The 22,111-nt window shown below is 62.5% G+C and carries 1 protein-coding gene and 1 pseudogene; both read left to right on the top strand.

Going from position 1 to position 22,111, the window contains the following annotated elements; genetic code table 11:
* Positions 1–14: 14 nt before the first annotated feature.
* Positions 15–1,832: an AMP-binding protein gene (locus F6B93_RS18600; RefSeq protein ID WP_211696400.1), complete on the top strand. Its 1,818-nt coding sequence runs from the start codon at positions 15–17 to the stop codon at positions 1,830–1,832.
* 44 nt (positions 1,833–1,876) lie between these two features.
* A pseudogene (locus F6B93_RS18595) lies at positions 1,877–22,072 on the top strand (SDR family NAD(P)-dependent oxidoreductase); the annotation flags it as partial.
* Positions 22,073–22,111: the final 39 nt, after the last annotated feature.

Here is a 22,111-nt window from a genome sequence, read left to right as displayed (position 1 = left end):
GCTAGGAGCACTAAATGACGCTAACTCTGGACAACACTCGAGAGGTACTGGACGACGACCGCCGGCAGCCCACGATCATTGAGCTGCTCCGGGAAAACGCACGACGACGTCCGAACGACGTGGCGTATACGTTTGTCGACTACGAGGCTGATTTCAATGGCATCAGCGAGTCGTTGACGTGGTCGGAGCTACTCGACCGGGCGCGACAGGTGGCGGACAGTCTGGCTGAGTGCGGCTCGCCGGGTGATCGCGCGGTCGTTCTGGCCCAGCAGAGTCTGGAATACGTCGTCGGGATGCTGGGCGCAATGCTGGCTGGATTCATCGCCGTTCCGCTGCCAACGCCGTACCCGGGCCAGGGAAATGATGCTCTGCTCGGGACGATACGCAACTGCAATCCGGTTGCGTTGCTCACCCGGTCTGTGGACGCGGACGTGTGCGTTGAACTCGCGAACGCCGCAACCAAGGTGCTTCCCTCAGCCAGGTTGAGGGTTATCGAGATCGACAGCCTGGCGTTCGAGTCGATCACGTCGACTCGGCTCTGCGATGCAGAGCAGTTGCCTGATACCGGCAACTTGTCGAAACCCGCATATTTGCAGTACACGTCAGGCTCGACTAGCCAGCCGTCCGGCGCGATCATCACTCATAGCAACATCGTGGCCAATGTCGCTCAAATTGTGCGCGACCACTTTGAAGCGGCCGAAGGTGCGGAAAAGGACTTCACCGTAGTCTCCTGGCTGCCGTTTTATCATGACATGGGCCTGATTGTCGGGGTGTTGTTGCCCATCTATATGTGCCGCCCAGCGGTACTGATGACTCCGGTGGCCTTTGTGCAGAGCCCAATACGGTGGATCAAGCACCTGGCTGCAAGCAAACGGGTTTACACGGCCGCGCCAAATTTTGCCTACGATCTGGTGGCTAAGAGGGTCAAGGAGACGGACCTGATCGGTCTCAGGCTGGACGACGTGTGCGTGATGATCAATGGCGCCGAACGGGTCCAAGCCAGAACGATTCGCCAGTTTTCCGAACTGCTGGCGCCAATCGGCCTTCCGGGCACCGCGATGCGGCCCTCCTACGGATTGGCAGAGGCGACGGTCTATGTGGTGACCTCCGATGGTCACCGGCCACCAGTGACGGAGTCCTTTCACCAAGACAAGTTGTCTGCGGGCTATGCGCAGACGTGTGATCGGGATGAGGAGGATTGCGTTGAGCTCACCAGCTGCGGCGCGCCGCGGTCGTCCGATGTCATCGTTGTAGACCCGGAGTTCCGGGTCGAGGTGCTGGCTGGACAGGTTGGCGAGGTCTGGGCCAGCGGCGATCACATCGCGGCGGGTTATTGGGGGAACGCGGAGCGGACCGAGCAGGTATTCGGCGCGCAGCTATCCGATCCTGCGCCCGGCACTCCGCGAGGTCCCTGGCTGCGCACTGGCGATCTGGGTTTCATCTTCGACGGTGAGTTGTTTATTGCTGGTCGGATCAAGGACCTGCTGATCATCGATGGGCGCAACCACTACCCGGATGACATTGAGGAAACCGTTCGCGCGGTAACGAAAAGCCAAGGCAGAGTGGCAGCCGTGTCAGTTCCTGGGGCCACAACGGAAATGTTGGTCATCATCGCCGAAGTCAAAGACCACACGGATGCGGCTGTGCTTGAGACCAACTGCAAGAACGTGGTCGGCGCGATTTCTGCGCGGCATTCGGCTGGAGTTGCCGATGTAGTTTGGGTTCCATCGGGCTCTCTGCCCACGACAACCAGCGGCAAGGTGCGTCGAGCAGAAAGTGCCCGCATGTATCAGGAGGGCCGGTTCAGGTTCGTCGATGGTACTGAAAGATGAGTGCTGGTTTCGACGAGGCGGGCCTTCGTAACTGGTTACTCGCCTATCTGGCTGACTTCCTTGAATGCGAGCTGGAAACCCTTGATTCGAGCACCCCGATTCGTGAACTCGGTCTTGGATCAAAAGATGCGGTGGCGCTGGTCGGTGAGCTATCTCAGTTGCTGGAACGCAACGTTTCGCCGGTTGAATTCTGGCAGTATCCGACGGTTGATGCGTTGTCGCGTTACCTGGCCGGTGCCCCGGGCGCGGAGAGCGATCAGTTAGCGCCGGAACTGGCAAGGGGTCCGGAGCGGACGCCAACGGACGGCGATATTGCGGTGATCGGGTTGGGGTTACGGTTCCCCGGCGGCATCGACAGCCTGGACTCGTATTGGGAGTTTTTGCAGGAGGGGCGCAGCGCGGTAGGCGAAGTGCCGTTGGAACGGGGTGGCTGGTTCGAGGCGGGCCTGGTACAGGACGCTGGACGGTGGGGGTCGTTTCTGGGCGATGTCGATTCATTCGACGCGGATTTCTTTGGGATCACCCCCAGCGAGGCGGCTGCTATGGATCCCCAGCAGAGAATTCTGCTGGAGGTAGTCTACGAAGCCCTGGAGAACTCCGGGATTCTGCCAGATTCGTTGGTTGATTCGCCGACGGGCGTGTTCGTTGGTGCGAGTTCCGGCGAGTACGCGGGGATCGCGTCGCGAGATCCGGACAAGGTGAACATCTGGCGTAACACGGGTTTGGCGCCGAGCATCATCGCCAATCGGGTGTCATACATTTTTGGATTGCGCGGCCCGTCGATGACTGTGGCCACGGCGTGTTCATCGTCGTTGGTGGCCGTACACCTAGCGTGTCAGAACTTGCGATCCGGCGAGTCGAACCTGGCGTTGGCGGCCGGGGTGAATCTTCTACTCTCCCCGGCGACGACACGGGGATTTGAGCTGCTTGAGGCCTTATCGCGGTCTGGGCAGTGCCATTCGTTTGACGCGTCGGCTGATGGTTACGTGCGCGGCGAGGGTGCCGGGGTCGTTGTCCTTAAGCGGCTCGACGACGCGATTTGTGATGGTGATCGGGTACTGGCGGTGGTTCGCGGGTCTGCGCTGAATCAGGATGGCCGCTCAAATGGCCTGACGGCACCAAATCCATCCGCCCAGATGGCTGTGTTGCGGGCGGCGTGTGCATCTGCGGGGGTCAAACCGCAGCAAGTGGATTTTGTCGAGGCGCACGGCACCGGAACGGTATTGGGTGACCCGATTGAGGCTCGGGCGTTGGGGCAGGTGCTCGGGCGCGGTCGGGCGGTGGATAACCCGTTGCTGTTGGGCGCGGTCAAATCGAATCTGGGGCATCTGGAGGTTGCGGCCGGGCTTGCCGGTTTCGCCAAGGTGGTATGTGCCTTGCAGCACGGCGTCATCCCGGCGAACTTCCGATATGAGACCCCCAACCCTCAGATTGACTTTCCCGGGATGCGCCTGAAGGTTGTGGACGAGTCAACCGAGTGGCCCCATGACGGGACGAACCGCCCAAGGCTGGCCGGAGTGTCGTCGTTCGGCTTCGGCGGCACCAACGCGCATGTGATTGTGGAGTCTGCACCGGCAGCTGGCTGCGGTGCGCAGCGAATACCCTCTCGAGCTGACGGTTTCGATGGTGCTGATGGTGCCCCGTGGTCGTCGGGCGCGATGCCGTGGGTGGTGTCGGCTAAGTCGGCTGATGGGTTGGTTGCTCAGGCTGGTCGGCTTGCTGGGTATGTGGGTGCTTGTCCGGATTTGGGTGTCGCCGATGTGGGGTATTCGTTGGTGTCGACTCGGGCGGTGTTTGATCACCGTGCGGTGGTGGTGGGGCGTAGCCGTGAGGAATTGGTCAGTGGTTTGGCTGATGTCGCGGCGGGGCGGCCGAATGTTGCGGTGGTTAGTGGGCAGGCGCGTCGGGTCGGTAAGACGGTGTTGGTGTTTCCGGGTCAGGGCGGGCAGTGGTTGGGGATGGGTCAGCAGTTGTATCGGGAGTCACCGGTTTTTGCTGAGGCGATGGATGCTTGTGAGCGGGCGTTGGCGCCGTTTGTGCAGTGGTCGTTGGTTGATGTGGTGTGTGGGGTGTCGGGGGCGCCGGGGCTGGATCGGGTTGATGTGGTTCAGCCGGTGTTGTGGGCGGTGATGGTGTCGTTGGCTCGGGTGTGGGCTTCGGTGGGGGTTATTCCGGATGCGGTGATTGGTCATTCCCAGGGTGAGATTGCTGCGGCGTGTGTGGCTGGTGCGTTGTCGTTGGCTGAGGGCGCCAAGGTCGTGGCGTTGCGGAGTCAGGCGTTGGTGCGGTTGGCGGGTTCAGGTGCTATGGCCGCGATCGGGGTGGGTCGTGAGCGGGTGGCGGAGTTGATCGGTGAGTTTGGTGATCGGCTCAGTGTTGCGGTGGTTAATGCGCCGGGTTCGGTGGTGGTTTCTGGTGATGTTGATGCCGTGGAGCAGGTGGTGGGTCGTTGTGATGTGGCCGGTGTGTGGTGTCGGCGCATTGATGTTGACTATGCCTCTCATTGCGCGCAGGTGGAGGCGATTAAGTCCGATGTGATTGGTGGGTTGGGTGATATCTGTGCGCGCAGCGCGCCGGTGGCGTTTTTCTCCACGCTGTCTGGTGAGGTGATGGATACCGCTGGGTTGGATGCTGATTATTGGTTTGAGAACTTGCGGCGCACTGTTGATTTCGCATCAGCGGTAGATAGTGCGCACGCTAGCGGGCATACGGTGTTTGTTGAGGTCAGTCCTCATGCGGTGTTGTTGGCCGCGATTGAGGAGTGTTTGGAAGCGCGGGGCGCTGGCGGTGGGGCCGGGGGCCAGGATGTGGTGGTGCCCTCGTTGGGTCGCGATGACGGCGGGTTGGACCGGATGTTGCGTTCTATCGCTTTTGCTTACGCCGGTGGTGTTGGAGTCGACTGGTCTGCGGTGTTCGAAGGGTCCGGGGCCCAGCGGGTTGGGTTGCCGACGTATGCGTTTCAGCGGCAGCGGTTCTGGTTGGACAGTAGCCGGGAGATCGGTGATCTGGCTGGTGCGGGCATCGGGGGCGCGGCTCATCAGATGCTCAGTGCGGTGATCGAGGATCCTGGTAGCGGGTCGGTGGTGCTTACCGGGCGGCTTTCGGTGGCTACCCATCCGTGGTTGGTCGGCCATCAGGTTGGCGGGGTGTTGATTGTGCCCGGTACTGGCCTGGTGGAGATGGTGTTGCGTGCGGCTGATGCCGTTGGCTGCGAGGGCATCGAGCAGGTAGTCGTGATGGTGCCGCTGGTGATTCCGGGTGAGCTGGGTGTTGATGTGCGGATTCAAGTAAGCCCGCCGCATCCTGACGGTACTCGTGAGGTGGCGCTGTATTCGCGTATCGACCGCGAGGGCGCCGACTGGGTGCTACACGCCCAGGGCAGTATCGGTGATGTGGGCAGCGCCCCGGAGGTTTCCCAGTTGCAAACCTGGCCGCCGCGGGGTGCTGAGCGCTTGGACACCAGTGACCTGTATCCGCGGCTGGCTGAGGTCGGCTATGAATACGGCCCGGAATTCGTTGGTGTGCAAGCAGCCTGGAAACGCGGTGAGGAGATCTTCGCCGAGGTAGCGATCCCGGAGGCCGCTCACACCCGGGCAGATGATGTGTGTATTCACCCGATTCTGCTTGACGTCGCGCTGCACGCCGCACTTTTTGATGAACTCGACGGCCTGGGCGAGGGCAAACTACGGCTGCCCTTCGCCGGTCGCGGCGTGCGGGTGTGGTCACGCGGTGCGCGGGCAGCCCGCGTGCATGTCAAGCCTTTAGGCAACGGCGAGAGCGCCGTGCAGCTCAGCGATCACACCGGCGCGCTGTTGGTTTCGGTGGAGTCGTTGGCTATTCGTGCTGTCAGTGTTGAGCAGTTGCTTGCTGGTGTGCGCAAGGTCGATCCGGTTGTTGGTGGTTCGTTGTTGCAGGTTTCCTGGCGGGCGCTGGAATCGGTTGCGGGCGATGGTGTCTCGGGGGCGGGTTTGTCGGTGTGGTCGTGGGAACGGTTCTGCGCTGTTGCAGACGCCGGGTTGGGGGTTGAGGCACGAAGTGAGTTGTCGGAGTCGTTGGCGGTGTGCTGGCGGGTAGCGGAGTTCCGCGGCAGTGGTGGGGGTGCTGGTGTCGGGGGTGATGTTGTTGGGGCCACTCATGGGTTGGTGCGTGCTGGGTTGGGGGTGATTCAGCGTTGGTTGGCTGGTGATCATCCTGGGGTGTTGGTGATCGTGACGTCGGGTGCGGTCAGTGTGGTCGATGATCCGGTGAGCGACATTGTCGGGACTGAATTGTCTGATCTGGGGGTGGCCGATGATCTTGCCGCGGCCGCGTTGTGGGGGTTGGTGCGTAGCGCCCAAACCGAGCACCCGGGGCGCATCGTTGTGGTTGATACCGATGATGATGCTGGTCTTGACGTATCGCAGGTGTTGGCCAGCGGTGAGTCGCAGTTGGTGATCCGTTCTGGGGTGCGGTATGCGGCTCGGTTGTCCGCTGTTGATGAGGAGTTGTTGGCCATCCCTGATCAGGGCAGCGGGTTGTGGCGTTTGGAGGCGTCGGGGTCGGGTCGGTTGGATGAGGTGGCGTTGTGTGAGCATCCGGGTGCCCAGGCGGCGTTGACGGCCGGGCAGGTGCGGATTGCTTTGCGGGCTGCGGGAGTGAACTTCCGCGATGTGCTGATCGCGTTGGGTTCGTATCCAGATGCGCTGGCCCAGCTTGGTGGTGAGGGTGCGGGGGTGGTTGTGGAGGTTGGCCCTGGGGTCAGTGGGTTGGCTGTTGGTGATGCGGTGATGGGGCTGTGTGAGGGCACTGGTCCGGTCGTGGTCAGTGATCACCGGTTGCTCACGGCGGTGCCGCAGGGGTGGTCGATGCCGCAGGCTGCGGGGGCGCCGGCGGTGTTTTTGACCGCGTATTACGGCTTGCTGGATCTGGGCGGGTTGTGTGCTGGACAGTCGGTGCTGATTCATGCCGGTACCGGTGGGGTGGGGATGGCCGCGATTCAGTTGGCTCGTTATGTGGGTGCGGAGGTTTTTGCCACGGCTTCTCGCGGTAAGTGGGATGTGCTGCGGGGGTTGGGTTTAGATGAGGATCATATTGGTGATTCCCGCAGTCTTGATTTCGCACATAAGTTCGCTGAGGTGACTGGTGGGCGCGGGGTTGATGTGGTGTTGGACTGTTTGGCGGGCGAGTTTGTGGATGCCTCGCTGGGTTTGTTGTCTGCGGGTGGTCGGTTTGTGGAGATGGGTAAAACCGATATCCGCGACCCTGAGGTGATCGCGGTGCAGCATCCGGGGGTGGTCTATGAGGTCTTTGATCTGGGCGCGGTTGATGGTGATCGGGTTCAGCAGATGTTGTCGGTGTTGGCCGAGTTGTTTGATGCGGGTGCGTTGTCGGCGCTTGCCACTCGCGCGGTTGATGTGCGTCGGGCTCGGCAGGTGTATCGGGTGATGGGTCAGGCCCGCCATACCGGGAAGTTGGTGTTGACGCTGCCGGGGGCGTCGTGGGCGTGGGGCACGGTGTTGATCACCGGCGGTACGGGGATGGCCGGATCGGTGTTGGCCCGTCATGTGGTGGCTCACTGTGGTGTGCGTCATGTGGTGTTGGTGAGCCGGCGTGGGCTGGCGGCGCCTGGGGCCGGTGATTTGGTTGATGAGCTTGGCGCGGCGGGGGCTGGCGTGCAGGTGCTGGCGTGTGATGTGGCTGATCGTGATCAGCTTGGCGCGGTGTTGGCGCAGATCAGCGTCGAGCATCCGTTAAGTGGTGTGATTCATGCCGGCGGGGTGCTCGATGACGCGGTGGTCACCGATCTCAGCGTTGAGCGTCTGGATGCGGTGTTGCGTTCCAAGGTTGATGCCGCTTGGAATTTGCATGAATTGACCCGGGAGATGAATCTGGGGCTTTTTGCGCTGTTTTCTTCGCTGTCGGGCACGGTTGGTGGCCCGGGGCAGGCCAACTACGCCGCAGCCAATTGTTTTGTTGATGCGTTGGCTGGGTATCGGCGTTCACAGGGTTTGGCTGCTACGTCTTTGATTTGGGGTTTGTGGGCCCAGCAAAGCGCTATGACCTCCGGGATGGGTGAGCAGGATCTGCGCCGGATGGCCCGCTCGGGGATCGCGCCGATGAGCGCGCCGACGGCGGTGGGCTTGTTCGATGCGGCGTTGGCTGGTGGGCGTGCGGCGGTGGTGGCCGCCCAGATCGATCGTGCGGCGCTGCGCTCGATGGGCGCCACGGGGATGCTGGGCCCGTTGTGGGCCGAATTAGCCCCGGCTGGCCCATCCCCGGCCCCTGCTATCACGGCCGGGGCGGGTTCGGGATCGGGCTCAGCGCTGAAGGCCCGGTTGGCGGGGTTGGGTTTCGCTGAGCAGTGCGCGGAGGTCGCCGAGGTGGTCGCTGGGCATGCGGCGGCGGTGTTGGGACGCGGTAGTGCCGCCGAGATTGATCGTGGGCAGCCGTTTAAGGATTCGGGGTTCAATTCGTTGACCGGAATTGAGCTGCGCAATCGCATCAAAGCCGATACCGGGATCAATTTGTCGAGCACCGTGGTTTTTGATCACCCGACCCCTGCGGCGTTAGCGGCCCATCTGGTGGAGAAGATGTTCGGCACCCCGCAGGTCGGCGCGAGTCGGCCCCAGCCCCGGCAAGCCTCTTTTGATGCTGCTGAGCCGATTGCCATTGTGGGTATCGGGTGTCGCTATCCGGGCGGGGTGTCCTCGGCGGCTGATTTATGGGATGTGGTGTCCCACGGTCGTGATGTGATCACTGAGTTCCCGCATGATCGGGGATGGGATCTGGGGAACTTGTTTGACCCTGATCCTGATACACCCGGCAAGTGCTACACCCGCCATGGCGGATTCATCGAGGGCGTCACCGATTTCGATGCCCAGTTCTTCGGTATCTCACCGGGTGAGGCCATGGTGATGGATCCCCAACAGCGGCTGTTACTCGAAACGTCCTGGGAGGCTTTAGAAGACGCCGGGATCGACCCGACCGGTCTGCGTGGCAGCCCGACCGGGGTGTTTGTCGGTGTGTACAGCAACGACTACGGCGCCACCGCAGAACAGGCCCAGTGGTATGTAGGAACCGGACAGACATCCAGTGTGGCTTCGGGCCGGATCTCCTACAGTCTGGGACTACAGGGTCCGGCCATGTCGGTGGACACCGCGTGCTCCTCATCGCTGGTCGCGCTGAACGTGGCCGTTCGAGCGCTGCGCTCAGGGGACTGCGAGCTGGCCCTGGCCGGTGGGGCCACTGTATTGGCCAGCCCCGCGTTGTTTATCGGGTTTAGCCGCCAGCGTGGGCTGGCTGTTGACGGGCGCTGCAAAGCATTCGCCGATGCTGCCGACGGAACCGGGTTCGGCGAGGGCGCTGCGATGGTGGTCTTGCAGCGTCTCTCTGATGCTCGCCGCGCCGGCCGGCAGGTCTTAGCGGTGCTGGAAGGCTCAGCAGTCAACCAGGACGGCGCCTCCAACGGACTGACCGCTCCCAACGGGCCGGCCCAGGCCCAGGTGATTGACGCCGCGCTTGCTGATGCCGGCATCGAGCGGGCCGACGTCGATGTCGTCGAGGCCCACGGCACCGGCACCACGCTGGGAGACCCCATCGAAGCCCAAGCCGTGCTGGCCACCTACGGCCAGGCCCACAACAGCGATTCGCCGCTATGGCTGGGCTCACTGAAGTCCAACATCGGCCACACCGGAGCCGCCGCAGGCATCGGCGGTGTGATCAAAATGGTTCAAGCCCTCCAACACGCAACCCTGCCGGCCACACTGCATGTGGATACCCCCACCTCCGAGGTGGATTGGTCGGCCGGAGCCGTTGAACTACTCACCCAATCACGCCCATGGCCTGACACCGACGGACGCCCACGCCGAGCTGCGGTCTCCGCATTCGGAATGAGCGGCACCAACGCGCATGTGATTGTGGCCGCCCCACCGGCGCCGCTGGCTGATCCCGCCGGCCAAGCGCCGCAGAGCCCAGCCGTGTCATGGACCTCGGGCACCGTGCCGTGGGTGGTGTCGGCTAAGTCGGCTGATGGGTTGGTTGCTCAGGCTGGTCGGCTTGCTGGGTATGTGGGTGCTTGTCCGGATTTGGGTGTCGCCGATGTGGGGTATTCGTTGGTGTCGACTCGGGCGGTGTTTGATCACCGTGCGGTGGTGGTGGGGCGTAGCCGTGAGGAATTGGTCAGTGGTTTGGCTGATGTCGCGGCGGGGCGGCCGAATGTTGCGGTGGTTAGTGGGCAGGCGCGTCGGGTCGGTAAGACGGTGTTGGTGTTTCCGGGTCAGGGCGGGCAGTGGTTGGGGATGGGTCAGCAGTTGTATCGGGAGTCACCGGTTTTTGCTGAGGCGATGGATGCTTGTGAGCGGGCGTTGGCGCCGTTTGTGCAGTGGTCGTTGGTTGATGTGGTGTGTGGGGTGTCGGGGGCGCCGGGGCTGGATCGGGTTGATGTGGTTCAGCCGGTGTTGTGGGCGGTGATGGTGTCGTTGGCTCGGGTGTGGGCTTCGGTGGGGGTTATTCCGGATGCGGTGATTGGTCATTCCCAGGGTGAGATTGCTGCGGCGTGTGTGGCTGGTGCGTTGTCGTTGGCTGAGGGCGCCAAGGTCGTGGCGTTGCGGAGTCAGGCGTTGGTGCGGTTGGCGGGTTCAGGTGCTATGGCCGCGATCGGGGTGGGTCGTGAGCGGGTGGCGGAGTTGATCGGTGAGTTTGGTGATCGGCTCAGTGTTGCGGTGGTTAATGCGCCGGGTTCGGTGGTGGTTTCTGGTGATGTTGATGCCGTGGAGCAGGTGGTGGGTCGTTGTGATGTGGCCGGTGTGTGGTGTCGGCGCATTGATGTTGACTATGCCTCTCATTGCGCGCAGGTGGAGGCGATTAAGTCCGATGTGATTGGTGGGTTGGGTGATATCTGTGCGCGCAGCGCGCCGGTGGCGTTTTTCTCCACGCTGTCTGGTGAGGTGATGGATACCGCTGGGTTGGATGCTGATTATTGGTTTGAGAACTTGCGGCGCACTGTTGATTTCGCATCAGCGGTAGATAGTGCGCACGCTAGCGGGCATACGGTGTTTGTTGAGGTCAGTCCTCATGCGGTGTTGTTGGCCGCGATTGAGGAGTGTTTGGAAGCGCGGGGCGCTGGCGGTGGGGCCGGGGGCCAGGATGTGGTGGTGCCCTCGTTGGGTCGCGATGACGGCGGGTTGGACCGGATGTTGCGTTCTATCGCTTTTGCTTACGCCGGTGGTGTTGGAGTCGACTGGTCTGCGGTGTTCGAAGGGTCCGGGGCCCAGCGGGTTGGGTTGCCGACGTATGCGTTTCAGCGGCAGCGGTTCTGGTTGGACAGTAGCCGGGAGATCGGTGATCTGGCTGGTGCGGGCATCGGGGGCGCGGCTCATCAGATGCTCAGTGCGGTGATCGAGGATCCTGGTAGCGGGTCGGTGGTGCTTACCGGGCGGCTTTCGGTGGCTACCCATCCGTGGTTGGTCGGCCATCAGGTTGGCGGGGTGTTGATTGTGCCCGGTACTGGCCTGGTGGAGATGGTGTTGCGTGCGGCTGATGCCGTTGGCTGCGAGGGCATCGAGCAGGTAGTCGTGATGGTGCCGCTGGTGATTCCGGGTGAGCTGGGTGTTGATGTGCGGATTCAAGTAAGCCCGCCGCATCCTGACGGTACTCGTGAGGTGGCGCTGTATTCGCGTATCGACCGCGAGGGCGCCGACTGGGTGCTACACGCCCAGGGCAGTATCGGTGATGTGGGCAGCGCCCCGGAGGTTTCCCAGTTGCAAACCTGGCCGCCGCGGGGTGCTGAGCGCTTGGACACCAGTGACCTGTATCCGCGGCTGGCTGAGGTCGGCTATGAATACGGCCCGGAATTCGTTGGTGTGCAAGCAGCCTGGAAACGCGGTGAGGAGATCTTCGCCGAGGTAGCGATCCCGGAGGCCGCTCACACCCGGGCAGATGATGTGTGTATTCACCCGATTCTGCTTGACGTCGCGCTGCACGCCGCACTTTTTGATGAACTCGACGGCCTGGGCGAGGGCAAACTACGGCTGCCCTTCGCCGGTCGCGGCGTGCGGGTGTGGTCACGCGGTGCGCGGGCAGCCCGCGTGCATGTCAAGCCTTTAGGCAACGGCGAGAGCGCCGTGCAGCTCAGCGATCACACCGGCGCGCTGTTGGTTTCGGTGGAGTCGTTGGCTATTCGTGCTGTCAGTGTTGAGCAGTTGCTTGCTGGTGTGCGCAAGGTCGATCCGGTTGTTGGTGGTTCGTTGTTGCAGGTTTCCTGGCGGGCGCTGGAATCGGTTGCGGGCGATGGTGTCTCGGGGGCGGGTTTGTCGGTGTGGTCGTGGGAACGGTTCTGCGCTGTTGCAGACGCCGGGTTGGGGGTTGAGGCACGAAGTGAGTTGTCGGAGTCGTTGGCGGTGTGCTGGCGGGTAGCGGAGTTCCGCGGCAGTGGCGTTGAGCATGCTGGCGGCGGTGGTGGGGGTGCTGGTGTCGGGGGTGATGTTGTTGGGGCCACTCATGGGTTGGTGCGTGCTGGGTTGGGGGTGATTCAGCGTTGGTTGGCTGGTGATCATCCTGGGGTGTTGGTGATCGTGACGTCGGGTGCGGTCAGTGTGGTCGATGATCCGGTGAGCGACATTGTCGGGACTGAATTGTCTGATCTGGGGGTGGCCGATGATCTTGCCGCGGCCGCGTTGTGGGGGTTGGTGCGTAGCGCCCAAACCGAGCACCCGGGGCGCATCGTTGTGGTTGATACCGATGATGATGCTGGTCTTGACGTATCGCAGGTGTTGGCCAGCGGTGAGTCGCAGTTGGTGATCCGTTCTGGGGTGCGGTATGCGGCTCGGTTGTCCGCTGTTGATGAGGAGTTGTTGGCCATCCCTGATCAGGGCAGCGGGTTGTGGCGTTTGGAGGCGTCGGGGTCGGGTCGGTTGGATGAGGTGGCGTTGTGTGAGCATCCGGGTGCCCAGGCGGCGTTGACGGCCGGGCAGGTGCGGATTGCTTTGCGGGCTGCGGGAGTGAACTTCCGCGATGTGCTGATCGCGTTGGGTTCGTATCCAGATGCGCTGGCCCAGCTTGGTGGTGAGGGTGCGGGGGTGGTTGTGGAGGTTGGCCCTGGGGTCAGTGGGTTGGCTGTTGGTGATGCGGTGATGGGGCTGTGTGAGGGCACTGGTCCGGTCGTGGTCAGTGATCACCGGTTGCTCACGGCGGTGCCGCAGGGGTGGTCGATGCCGCAGGCTGCGGGGGCGCCGGCGGTGTTTTTGACCGCGTATTACGGCTTGCTGGATCTGGGCGGGTTGTGTGCTGGACAGTCGGTGCTGATTCATGCCGGTACCGGTGGGGTGGGGATGGCCGCGATTCAGTTGGCTCGTTATGTGGGTGCGGAGGTTTTTGCCACGGCTTCTCGCGGTAAGTGGGATGTGCTGCGGGGGTTGGGTTTAGATGAGGATCATATTGGTGATTCCCGCAGTCTTGATTTCGCACATAAGTTCGCTGAGGTGACTGGTGGGCGCGGGGTTGATGTGGTGTTGGACTGTTTGGCGGGCGAGTTTGTGGATGCCTCGCTGGGTTTGTTGTCTGCGGGTGGTCGGTTTGTGGAGATGGGTAAAACCGATATCCGCGACCCTGAGGTGATCGCGGTGCAGCATCCGGGGGTGGTCTATGAGGTCTTTGATCTGGGCGCGGTTGATGGTGATCGGGTTCAGCAGATGTTGTCGGTGTTGGCCGAGTTGTTTGATGCGGGTGCGTTGTCGGCGCTTGCCACTCGCGCGGTTGATGTGCGTCGGGCTCGGCAGGTGTATCGGGTGATGGGTCAGGCCCGCCATACCGGGAAGTTGGTGTTGACGCTGCCGGGGGCGTCGTGGGCGTGGGGCACGGTGTTGATCACCGGCGGTACGGGGATGGCCGGATCGGTGTTGGCCCGTCATGTGGTGGCTCACTGTGGTGTGCGTCATGTGGTGTTGGTGAGCCGGCGTGGGCTGGCGGCGCCTGGGGCCGGTGATTTGGTTGATGAGCTTGGCGCGGCGGGGGCTGGCGTGCAGGTGCTGGCGTGTGATGTGGCTGATCGTGATCAGCTTGGCGCGGTGTTGGCGCAGATCAGCGTCGAGCATCCGTTAAGTGGTGTGATTCATGCCGGCGGGGTGCTCGATGACGCGGTGGTCACCGATCTCAGCGTTGAGCGTCTGGATGCGGTGTTGCGTTCCAAGGTTGATGCCGCTTGGAATTTGCATGAATTGACCCGGGAGATGAATCTGGGGCTTTTTGCGCTGTTTTCTTCGCTGTCGGGCACGGTTGGTGGCCCGGGGCAGGCCAACTACGCCGCAGCCAATTGTTTTGTTGATGCGTTGGCTGGGTATCGGCGTTCACAGGGTTTGGCTGCTACGTCTTTGATTTGGGGTTTGTGGGCCCAGCAAAGCGCTATGACCTCCGGGATGGGTGAGCAGGATCTGCGCCGGATGGCCCGCTCGGGGATCGCGCCGATGAGCGCGCCGACGGCGGTGGGCTTGTTCGATGCGGCGTTGGCTGGTGGGCGTGCGGCGGTGGTGGCCGCCCAGATCGATCGTGCGGCGCTGCGCTCGATGGGCGCCACGGGGATGCTGGGCCCGTTGTGGGCCGAATTAGCCCCGGCTGGCCCATCCCCGGCCCCTGCTATCACGGCCGGGGCGGGTTCGGGATCGGGCTCAGCGCTGAAGGCCCGGTTGGCGGGGTTGGGTTTCGCTGAGCAGTGCGCGGAGGTCGCCGAGGTGGTCGCTGGGCATGCGGCGGCGGTGTTGGGACGCGGTAGTGCCGCCGAGATTGATCGTGGGCAGCCGTTTAAGGATTCGGGGTTCAATTCGTTGACCGGAATTGAGCTGCGCAATCGCATCAAAGCCGATACCGGGATCAATTTGTCGAGCACCGTGGTTTTTGATCACCCGACCCCTGCGGCGTTAGCGGCCCATCTGGTGGAGAAGATGTTCGGCACCCCGCAGGTCGGCGCGAGTCGGCCCCAGCCCCGGCAAGCCTCTTTTGATGCTGCTGAGCCGATTGCCATTGTGGGTATCGGGTGTCGCTATCCGGGCGGGGTGTCCTCGGCGGCTGATTTATGGGATGTGGTGTCCCACGGTCGTGATGTGATCACTGAGTTCCCGCATGATCGGGGATGGGATCTGGGGAACTTGTTTGACCCTGATCCTGATACACCCGGCAAGTGCTACACCCGCCATGGCGGATTCATCGAGGGCGTCACCGATTTCGATGCCCAGTTCTTCGGTATCTCACCGGGTGAGGCCATGGTGATGGATCCCCAACAGCGGCTGTTACTCGAAACGTCCTGGGAGGCTTTAGAAGACGCCGGGATCGACCCGACCGGTCTGCGTGGCAGCCCGACCGGGGTGTTTGTCGGTGTGTACAGCAACGACTACGGCGCCACCGCAGAACAGGCCCAGTGGTATGTAGGAACCGGACAGACATCCAGTGTGGCTTCGGGCCGGATCTCCTACAGTCTGGGACTACAGGGTCCGGCCATGTCGGTGGACACCGCGTGCTCCTCATCGCTGGTCGCGCTGAACGTGGCCGTTCGAGCGCTGCGCTCAGGGGACTGCGAGCTGGCCCTGGCCGGTGGGGCCACTGTATTGGCCAGCCCCGCGTTGTTTATCGGGTTTAGCCGCCAGCGTGGGCTGGCTGTTGACGGGCGCTGCAAAGCATTCGCCGATGCTGCCGACGGAACCGGGTTCGGCGAGGGCGCTGCGATGGTGGTCTTGCAGCGTCTCTCTGATGCTCGCCGCGCCGGCCGGCAGGTCTTAGCGGTGCTGGAAGGCTCAGCAGTCAACCAGGACGGCGCCTCCAACGGACTGACCGCTCCCAACGGGCCGGCCCAGGCCCAGGTGATTGACGCCGCGCTTGCTGATGCCGGCATCGAGCGGGCCGACGTCGATGTCGTCGAGGCCCACGGCACCGGCACCACGCTGGGAGACCCCATCGAAGCCCAAGCCGTGCTGGCCACCTACGGCCAGGCCCACAACAGCGATTCGCCGCTATGGCTGGGCTCACTGAAGTCCAACATCGGCCACACCGGAGCCGCCGCAGGCATCGGCGGTGTGATCAAAATGGTTCAAGCCCTCCAACACGCAACCCTGCCGGCCACACTGCATGTGGATACCCCCACCTCCGAGGTGGATTGGTCGGCCGGAGCCGTTGAACTACTCACCCAATCACGCCCATGGCCTGACACCGACGGACGCCCACGCCGAGCTGCGGTCTCCGCATTCGGAATCAGCGGCACCAACGCGCATGTGATTGTGGCCGCCCCACCGGCGCCGCTGGCTGATCCCGCCGGCCAAGCGCCGCAGAGCCCAGCCGTGTCATGGACCTCGGGCACCGTGCCGTGGGTGGTGTCGGCTAAGTCGGCTGATGGGTTGGTTGCTCAGGCTGGTCGGCTTGCTGGGTATGTGGGTGCTTGTCCGGATTTGGGTGTCGCCGATGTGGGGTATTCGTTGGTGTCGACTCGGGCGGTGTTTGATCACCGTGCGGTGGTGGTGGGGCGTAGCCGTGAGGAATTGGTCAGTGGTTTGGCTGATGTCGCGGCGGGGCGGCCGAATGTTGCGGTGGTTAGTGGGCAGGCGCGTCGGGTCGGTAAGACGGTGTTGGTGTTTCCGGGTCAGGGCGGGCAGTGGTTGGGGATGGGTCAGCAGTTGTATCGGGAGTCACCGGTTTTTGCTGAGGCGATGGATGCTTGTGAGCGGGCGTTGGCGCCGTTTGTGCAGTGGTCGTTGGTTGATGTGGTGTGTGGGGTGTCGGGGGCGCCGGGGCTGGATCGGGTTGATGTGGTTCAGCCGGTGTTGTGGGCGGTGATGGTGTCGTTGGCTCGGGTGTGGGCTTCGGTGGGGGTTATTCCGGATGCGGTGATTGGTCATTCCCAGGGTGAGATTGCTGCGGCGTGTGTGGCTGGTGCGTTGTCGTTGGCTGAGGGCGCCAAGGTCGTGGCGTTGCGGAGTCAGGCGTTGGTGCGGTTGGCGGGTTCAGGTGCTATGGCCGCGATCGGGGTGGGTCGTGAGCGGGTGGCGGAGTTGATCGGTGAGTTTGGTGATCGGCTCAGTGTTGCGGTGGTTAATGCGCCGGGTTCGGTGGTGGTTTCTGGTGATGTTGATGCCGTGGAGCAGGTGGTGGATCGTTGTGATGTGGCCGGTGTGTGGTGTCGGCGCATTGATGTTGACTATGCCTCTCATTGCGCGCAGGTGGAGGCGATTAAGTCCGATGTGATTGGTGGGTTGGGTGATATCTGTGCGCGCAGCGCGCCGGTGGCGTTTTTCTCCACGCTGTCTGGTGAGGTGATGGATACCGCTGGGTTGGATGCTGATTATTGGTTTGAGAACTTGCGGCGCACTGTTGATTTCGCATCAGCGGTAGATAGTGCGCACGCTAGCGGGCATACGGTGTTTGTTGAGGTCAGTCCTCATGCGGTGTTGTTGGCCGCGATTGAGGAGTGTTTGGAAGCGCGGGGCGCTGGCGGTGGAGCCGGGGGCCAGGATGTGGTGGTGCCCTCGTTGGGTCGCGATGACGGCGGGTTGGACCGGATGTTGCGTTCTATCGCTTTTGCTTACGCCGGTGGTGTTGGAGTCGACTGGTCTGCGGTGTTCGAAGGGTCCGGGGCCCAGCGGGTTGGGTTGCCGACGTATGCGTTTCAGCGGCAGCGGTTCTGGTTGGACAGTAGCCGGGAGATCGGTGATCTGGCTGGTGCGGGCATTCGGCCTGTGGCCCATGACATGTTGAGCGCGGTGATCGAGGATCCTGGTAGCGGGTCGGTGGTGCTTACCGGGCGGCTTTCGGTGGCTACCCATCCGTGGTTGGTCGGCCATCAGGTTGGCGGGGTGTTGATTGTGCCCGGTACTGGCCTGGTGGAGATGGTGTTGCGTGCGGCTGATGCCGTTGGCTGCGAGGGCATCGAGCAGGTAGTCGTGATGGTGCCGCTGGTGATTCCGGGTGAGCTGGGTGTTGATGTGCGGATTCAAGTAAGCCCGCCGCATCCTGACGGTACTCGTGAGGTGGCGCTGTATTCGCGTATCGACCGCGAGGGCGCCGACTGGGTGCTACACGCCCAGGGCACCATCGGCAACGTGAGCGCCACCTCAGCTACGTCCGAATTGCAGACATGGCCCCCCGTGGGTGCAGTCGCGGTGGATGTTGGTGGGGTCTACGGGCGACTGGCCAAATTAGGTTACGAGTACGGCCCGGAATTCGCGGGCTTAGGTGCTATGTGGCAGCTCGATGACCAGATCTATGCCGAGGTGACGATCCCCGATGCGGCCAGTGGTAGTGATATGGCCTTCGGTGTGCACCCCATCCTGTTGGATGCCGCCCTGCATGCGCTGGCGGCTACCCGGGTAGCCGATGCTGCTCGGGCGGAGGCGGGCTCGGTATCGCTGCCGTTCTCTTGGCACCAGGTACGCCTGTGGTCGACAGGGGCACAGCACGCCCGGGCACATATCAGGATCTTGACTGACGACACGGTTAGTGTGCAGCTCACCGATGCTGATGGCGCGCTGTTGGTTTCGGTGGAGTCGTTGGCTATTCGTGCTGTCAGTGTTGAGCAGTTGCTTGCTGGTGTGCGCAAGGTCGATCCGGTTGTTGGTGGTTCGTTGTTGCAGGTTTCCTGGCGGGCGCTGGAATCGGTTGCGGGCGATGGTGTCTCGGGGGCGGGTTTGTCGGTGTGGTCGTGGGAACGGTTCTGCGCTGTTGCAGACGCCGGGTTGGGGGTTGAGGCACGAAGTGAGTTGTCGGAGTCGTTGGCGGTGTGCTGGCGGGTAGCGGAGTTCCGCGGCAGTGGCGTTGAGCATGCTGGCGGCGGTGGTGGGGGTGCTGGTGTCGGGGGTGATGTTGTTGGGGCCACTCATGGGTTGGTGCGTGCTGGGTTGGGGGTGATTCAGCGTTGGTTGGCTGGTGATCATCCTGGGGTGTTGGTGATCGTGACGTCGGGTGCGGTCAGTGTGGTCGATGATCCGGTGAGCGACATTGTCGGGACTGAATTGTCTGATCTGGGGGTGGCCGATGATCTTGCCGCGGCCGCGTTGTGGGGGTTGGTGCGTAGCGCCCAAACCGAGCACCCGGGGCGCATCGTTGTGGTTGATACCGATGATGATGCTGGTCTTGACGTATCGCAGGTGTTGGCCAGCGGTGAGTCGCAGTTGGTGATCCGTTCTGGGGTGCGGTATGCGGCTCGGTTGTCCGCTGTTGATGAGGAGTTGTTGGCCATCCCTGATCAGGGCAGCGGGTTGTGGCGTTTGGAGGCGTCGGGGTCGGGTCGGTTGGATGAGGTGGCGTTGTGTGAGCATCCGGGTGCCCAGGCGGCGTTGACGGCCGGGCAGGTGCGGATTGCTTTGCGGGCTGCGGGAGTGAACTTCCGCGATGTCGTTCTCTCGTTAGGGCTTCTTCCTCCTGAGCAGACAGTGGCTAGTGGTCGAGTGCTGGGTTGTGAGGGTGCGGGGGTGGTTGTGGAGGTTGGCCCTGGGGTCAGTGGGTTGGCTGTTGGTGATGCGGTGATGGGGCTGTGTGAGGGCACTGGTCCGGTCGTGGTCAGTGATCACCGGTTGCTCACGGCGGTGCCGCAGGGGTGGTCGATGCCGCAGGCTGCGGGGGCGCCGGCGGTGTTTTTGACCGCGTATTACGGCTTGCTGGATCTGGGCGGGTTGTGTGCTGGACAGTCGGTGCTGATTCATGCCGGTACCGGTGGGGTGGGGATGGCCGCGATTCAGTTGGCTCGTTATGTGGGTGCGGAGGTTTTTGCCACGGCTTCTCGCGGTAAGTGGGATGTGCTGCGGGGGTTGGGTTTAGATGAGGATCATATTGGTGATTCCCGCAGTCTTGATTTCGCACATAAGTTCGCTGAGGTGACTGGTGGGCGCGGGGTTGATGTGGTGTTGGACTGTTTGGCGGGCGAGTTTGTGGATGCCTCGCTGGGTTTGTTGTCTGCGGGTGGTCGGTTTGTGGAGATGGGTAAAACCGATATCCGCGACCCTGAGGTGATCGCGGTGCAGCATCCGGGGGTGGTCTATGAGGTCTTTGATCTGGGCGCGGTTGATGGTGATCGGGTTCAGCAGATGTTGTCGGTGTTGGCCGAGTTGTTTGATGCGGGTGCGTTGTCGGCGCTTGCCACTCGCGCGGTTGATGTGCGTCGGGCTCGGCAGGTGTATCGGGTGATGGGTCAGGCCCGCCATACCGGGAAGTTGGTGTTGACGCTGCCGGGGGCGTCGTGGGCGTGGGGCACGGTGTTGATCACCGGCGGTACGGGGATGGCCGGATCGGTGTTGGCCCGTCATGTGGTGGCTCACTGTGGTGTGCGTCATGTGGTGTTGGTGAGCCGGCGTGGGCTGGCGGCGCCTGGGGCCGGTGATTTGGTTGATGAGCTTGGCGCGGCGGGGGCTGGCGTGCAGGTGCTGGCGTGTGATGTGGCTGATCGTGATCAGCTTGGCGCGGTGTTGGCGCAGATCAGCGTCGAGCATCCGTTAAGTGGTGTGATTCATGCCGGCGGGGTGCTCGATGACGCGGTGGTCACCGATCTCAGCGTTGAGCGTCTGGATGCGGTGTTGCGTTCCAAGGTTGATGCCGCTTGGAATTTGCATGAATTGACCCGGGAGATGAATCTGGGGCTTTTTGCGCTGTTTTCTTCGCTGTCGGGCACGGTTGGTGGCCCGGGGCAGGCCAACTACGCCGCAGCCAATTGTTTTGTTGATGCGTTGGCTGGGTATCGGCGTTCACAGGGTTTGGCTGCTACGTCTTTGATTTGGGGTTTGTGGGCCCAGCAAAGCGCTATGACCTCCGGGATGGGTGAGCAGGATCTGCGCCGGATGGCCCGCTCGGGGATCGCGCCGATGAGCGCGCCGACGGCGGTGGGCTTGTTCGATGCGGCGTTGGCTGGTGGGCGTGCGGCGGTGGTGGCCGCCCAGATCGATCGTGCGGCGCTGCGCTCGATGGGCGCCACGGGGATGCTGGGCCCGTTGTGGGCCGAATTAGCCCCGGCTGGCCCATCCCCGGCCCCTGCTATCACGGCCGGGGCGGGTTCGGGATCGGGCTCAGCGCTGAAGGCCCGGTTGGCGGGGTTGGGTTTCGCTGAGCAGTGCGCGGAGGTCGCCGAGGTGGTCGCTGGGCATGCGGCGGCGGTGTTGGGACGCGGTAGTGCCGCCGAGATTGATCGTGGGCAGCCGTTTAAGGATTCGGGGTTCAATTCGTTGACCGGAATTGAGCTGCGCAATCGCATCAAAGCCGATACCGGGATCAATTTGTCGAGCACCGTGGTTCTTGATCACCCGACCCCGCAAGAACTTGCCGTCCACATGCTTAGTCAGATGAATATCGAGCCGGGCACAATTGATGCGGCAGCTGTCGACTCCGAGGAGGAGGTCGATGAACTGACCAAGTTGTTCCTGCGGGCAAAAGATTCGGGCAATCTCCAAGGCGGCTGGAACATTGTGGCGGCGGTAACTGAACTGCGTAAACGGGTTACCGCGGTAGAGCGTCCGGAGTGGCGTGGTCCCGACTATCTCCGAATTTCCGATAAATCAGATATCGCTCTGGTTTTCCTGCCCTCGCTAACGCCTTTGTCGGGAATACATGAATATCGGGGAATTGTTGACGCTGTCGGGGATCGTCATTCGGTGTACATTTCTCAGCTACCTGGCTACGGCCCGGAGGATGGTATTCCAGCAGATATAGAAGTAGCTTCGGAGATGTTGGCCGATGCGATGGCATCTAGGCTGCGGAATCTGGGTGATATCAAAAGGATTGTGCCGATAGGTTTTTCGTCTGGCGGAATAATGGCTTACCTGAGTGCTATCCGCCTCAAGAAAATGGGATTGCCGGTATGCGGACTGGCGTTGTTGGACCCGTATACACCGTCGCAGCTGGGCATCAGAATTACCCGGAACGAGGCCGGTTCGACGCTTGAACAGATGCTCGAAGAGCGCAAAACCATCCGGGAAGGTGTGCTGGAGCACTTGGTAGAGGTTGCCGAGACTCTTGGTATTCTCAACGAAAGTCAACTGACCGCTTCGTTCAACTACCTATCTATGTTGTCACGCTGGGAGCCGGAAGAATCGGTGGATCTGCCAATGATGACCTTGGTGGCGCGCGACCGTGTCAATCCCGCGTTCAATGAAATTTATGACGATAGTGTCGACCTGTGGGGCTCGGTGGCTGATCCGCATCGCCACTTTGTTATTGAAATGGATTGCGGACATTTCGATGTAGTTGACTCACTCGCCCGGGAAACTGCCGGTGAGCTGGAAAGTTGGCTCGCCAACATTCCCTAGTCGGTCGGCGGTGGCGGGACGCCTTAACGGTCTCGATTG

The organism is Mycobacterium spongiae (genome assembly GCF_018278905.1).
GTDB classification, from domain to species: domain Bacteria; phylum Actinomycetota; class Actinomycetes; order Mycobacteriales; family Mycobacteriaceae; genus Mycobacterium; species Mycobacterium spongiae.
The sequence above is the reverse complement of the archived record's forward strand: the minus strand, read 5'-3'. Positions and strand labels throughout refer to the sequence as shown.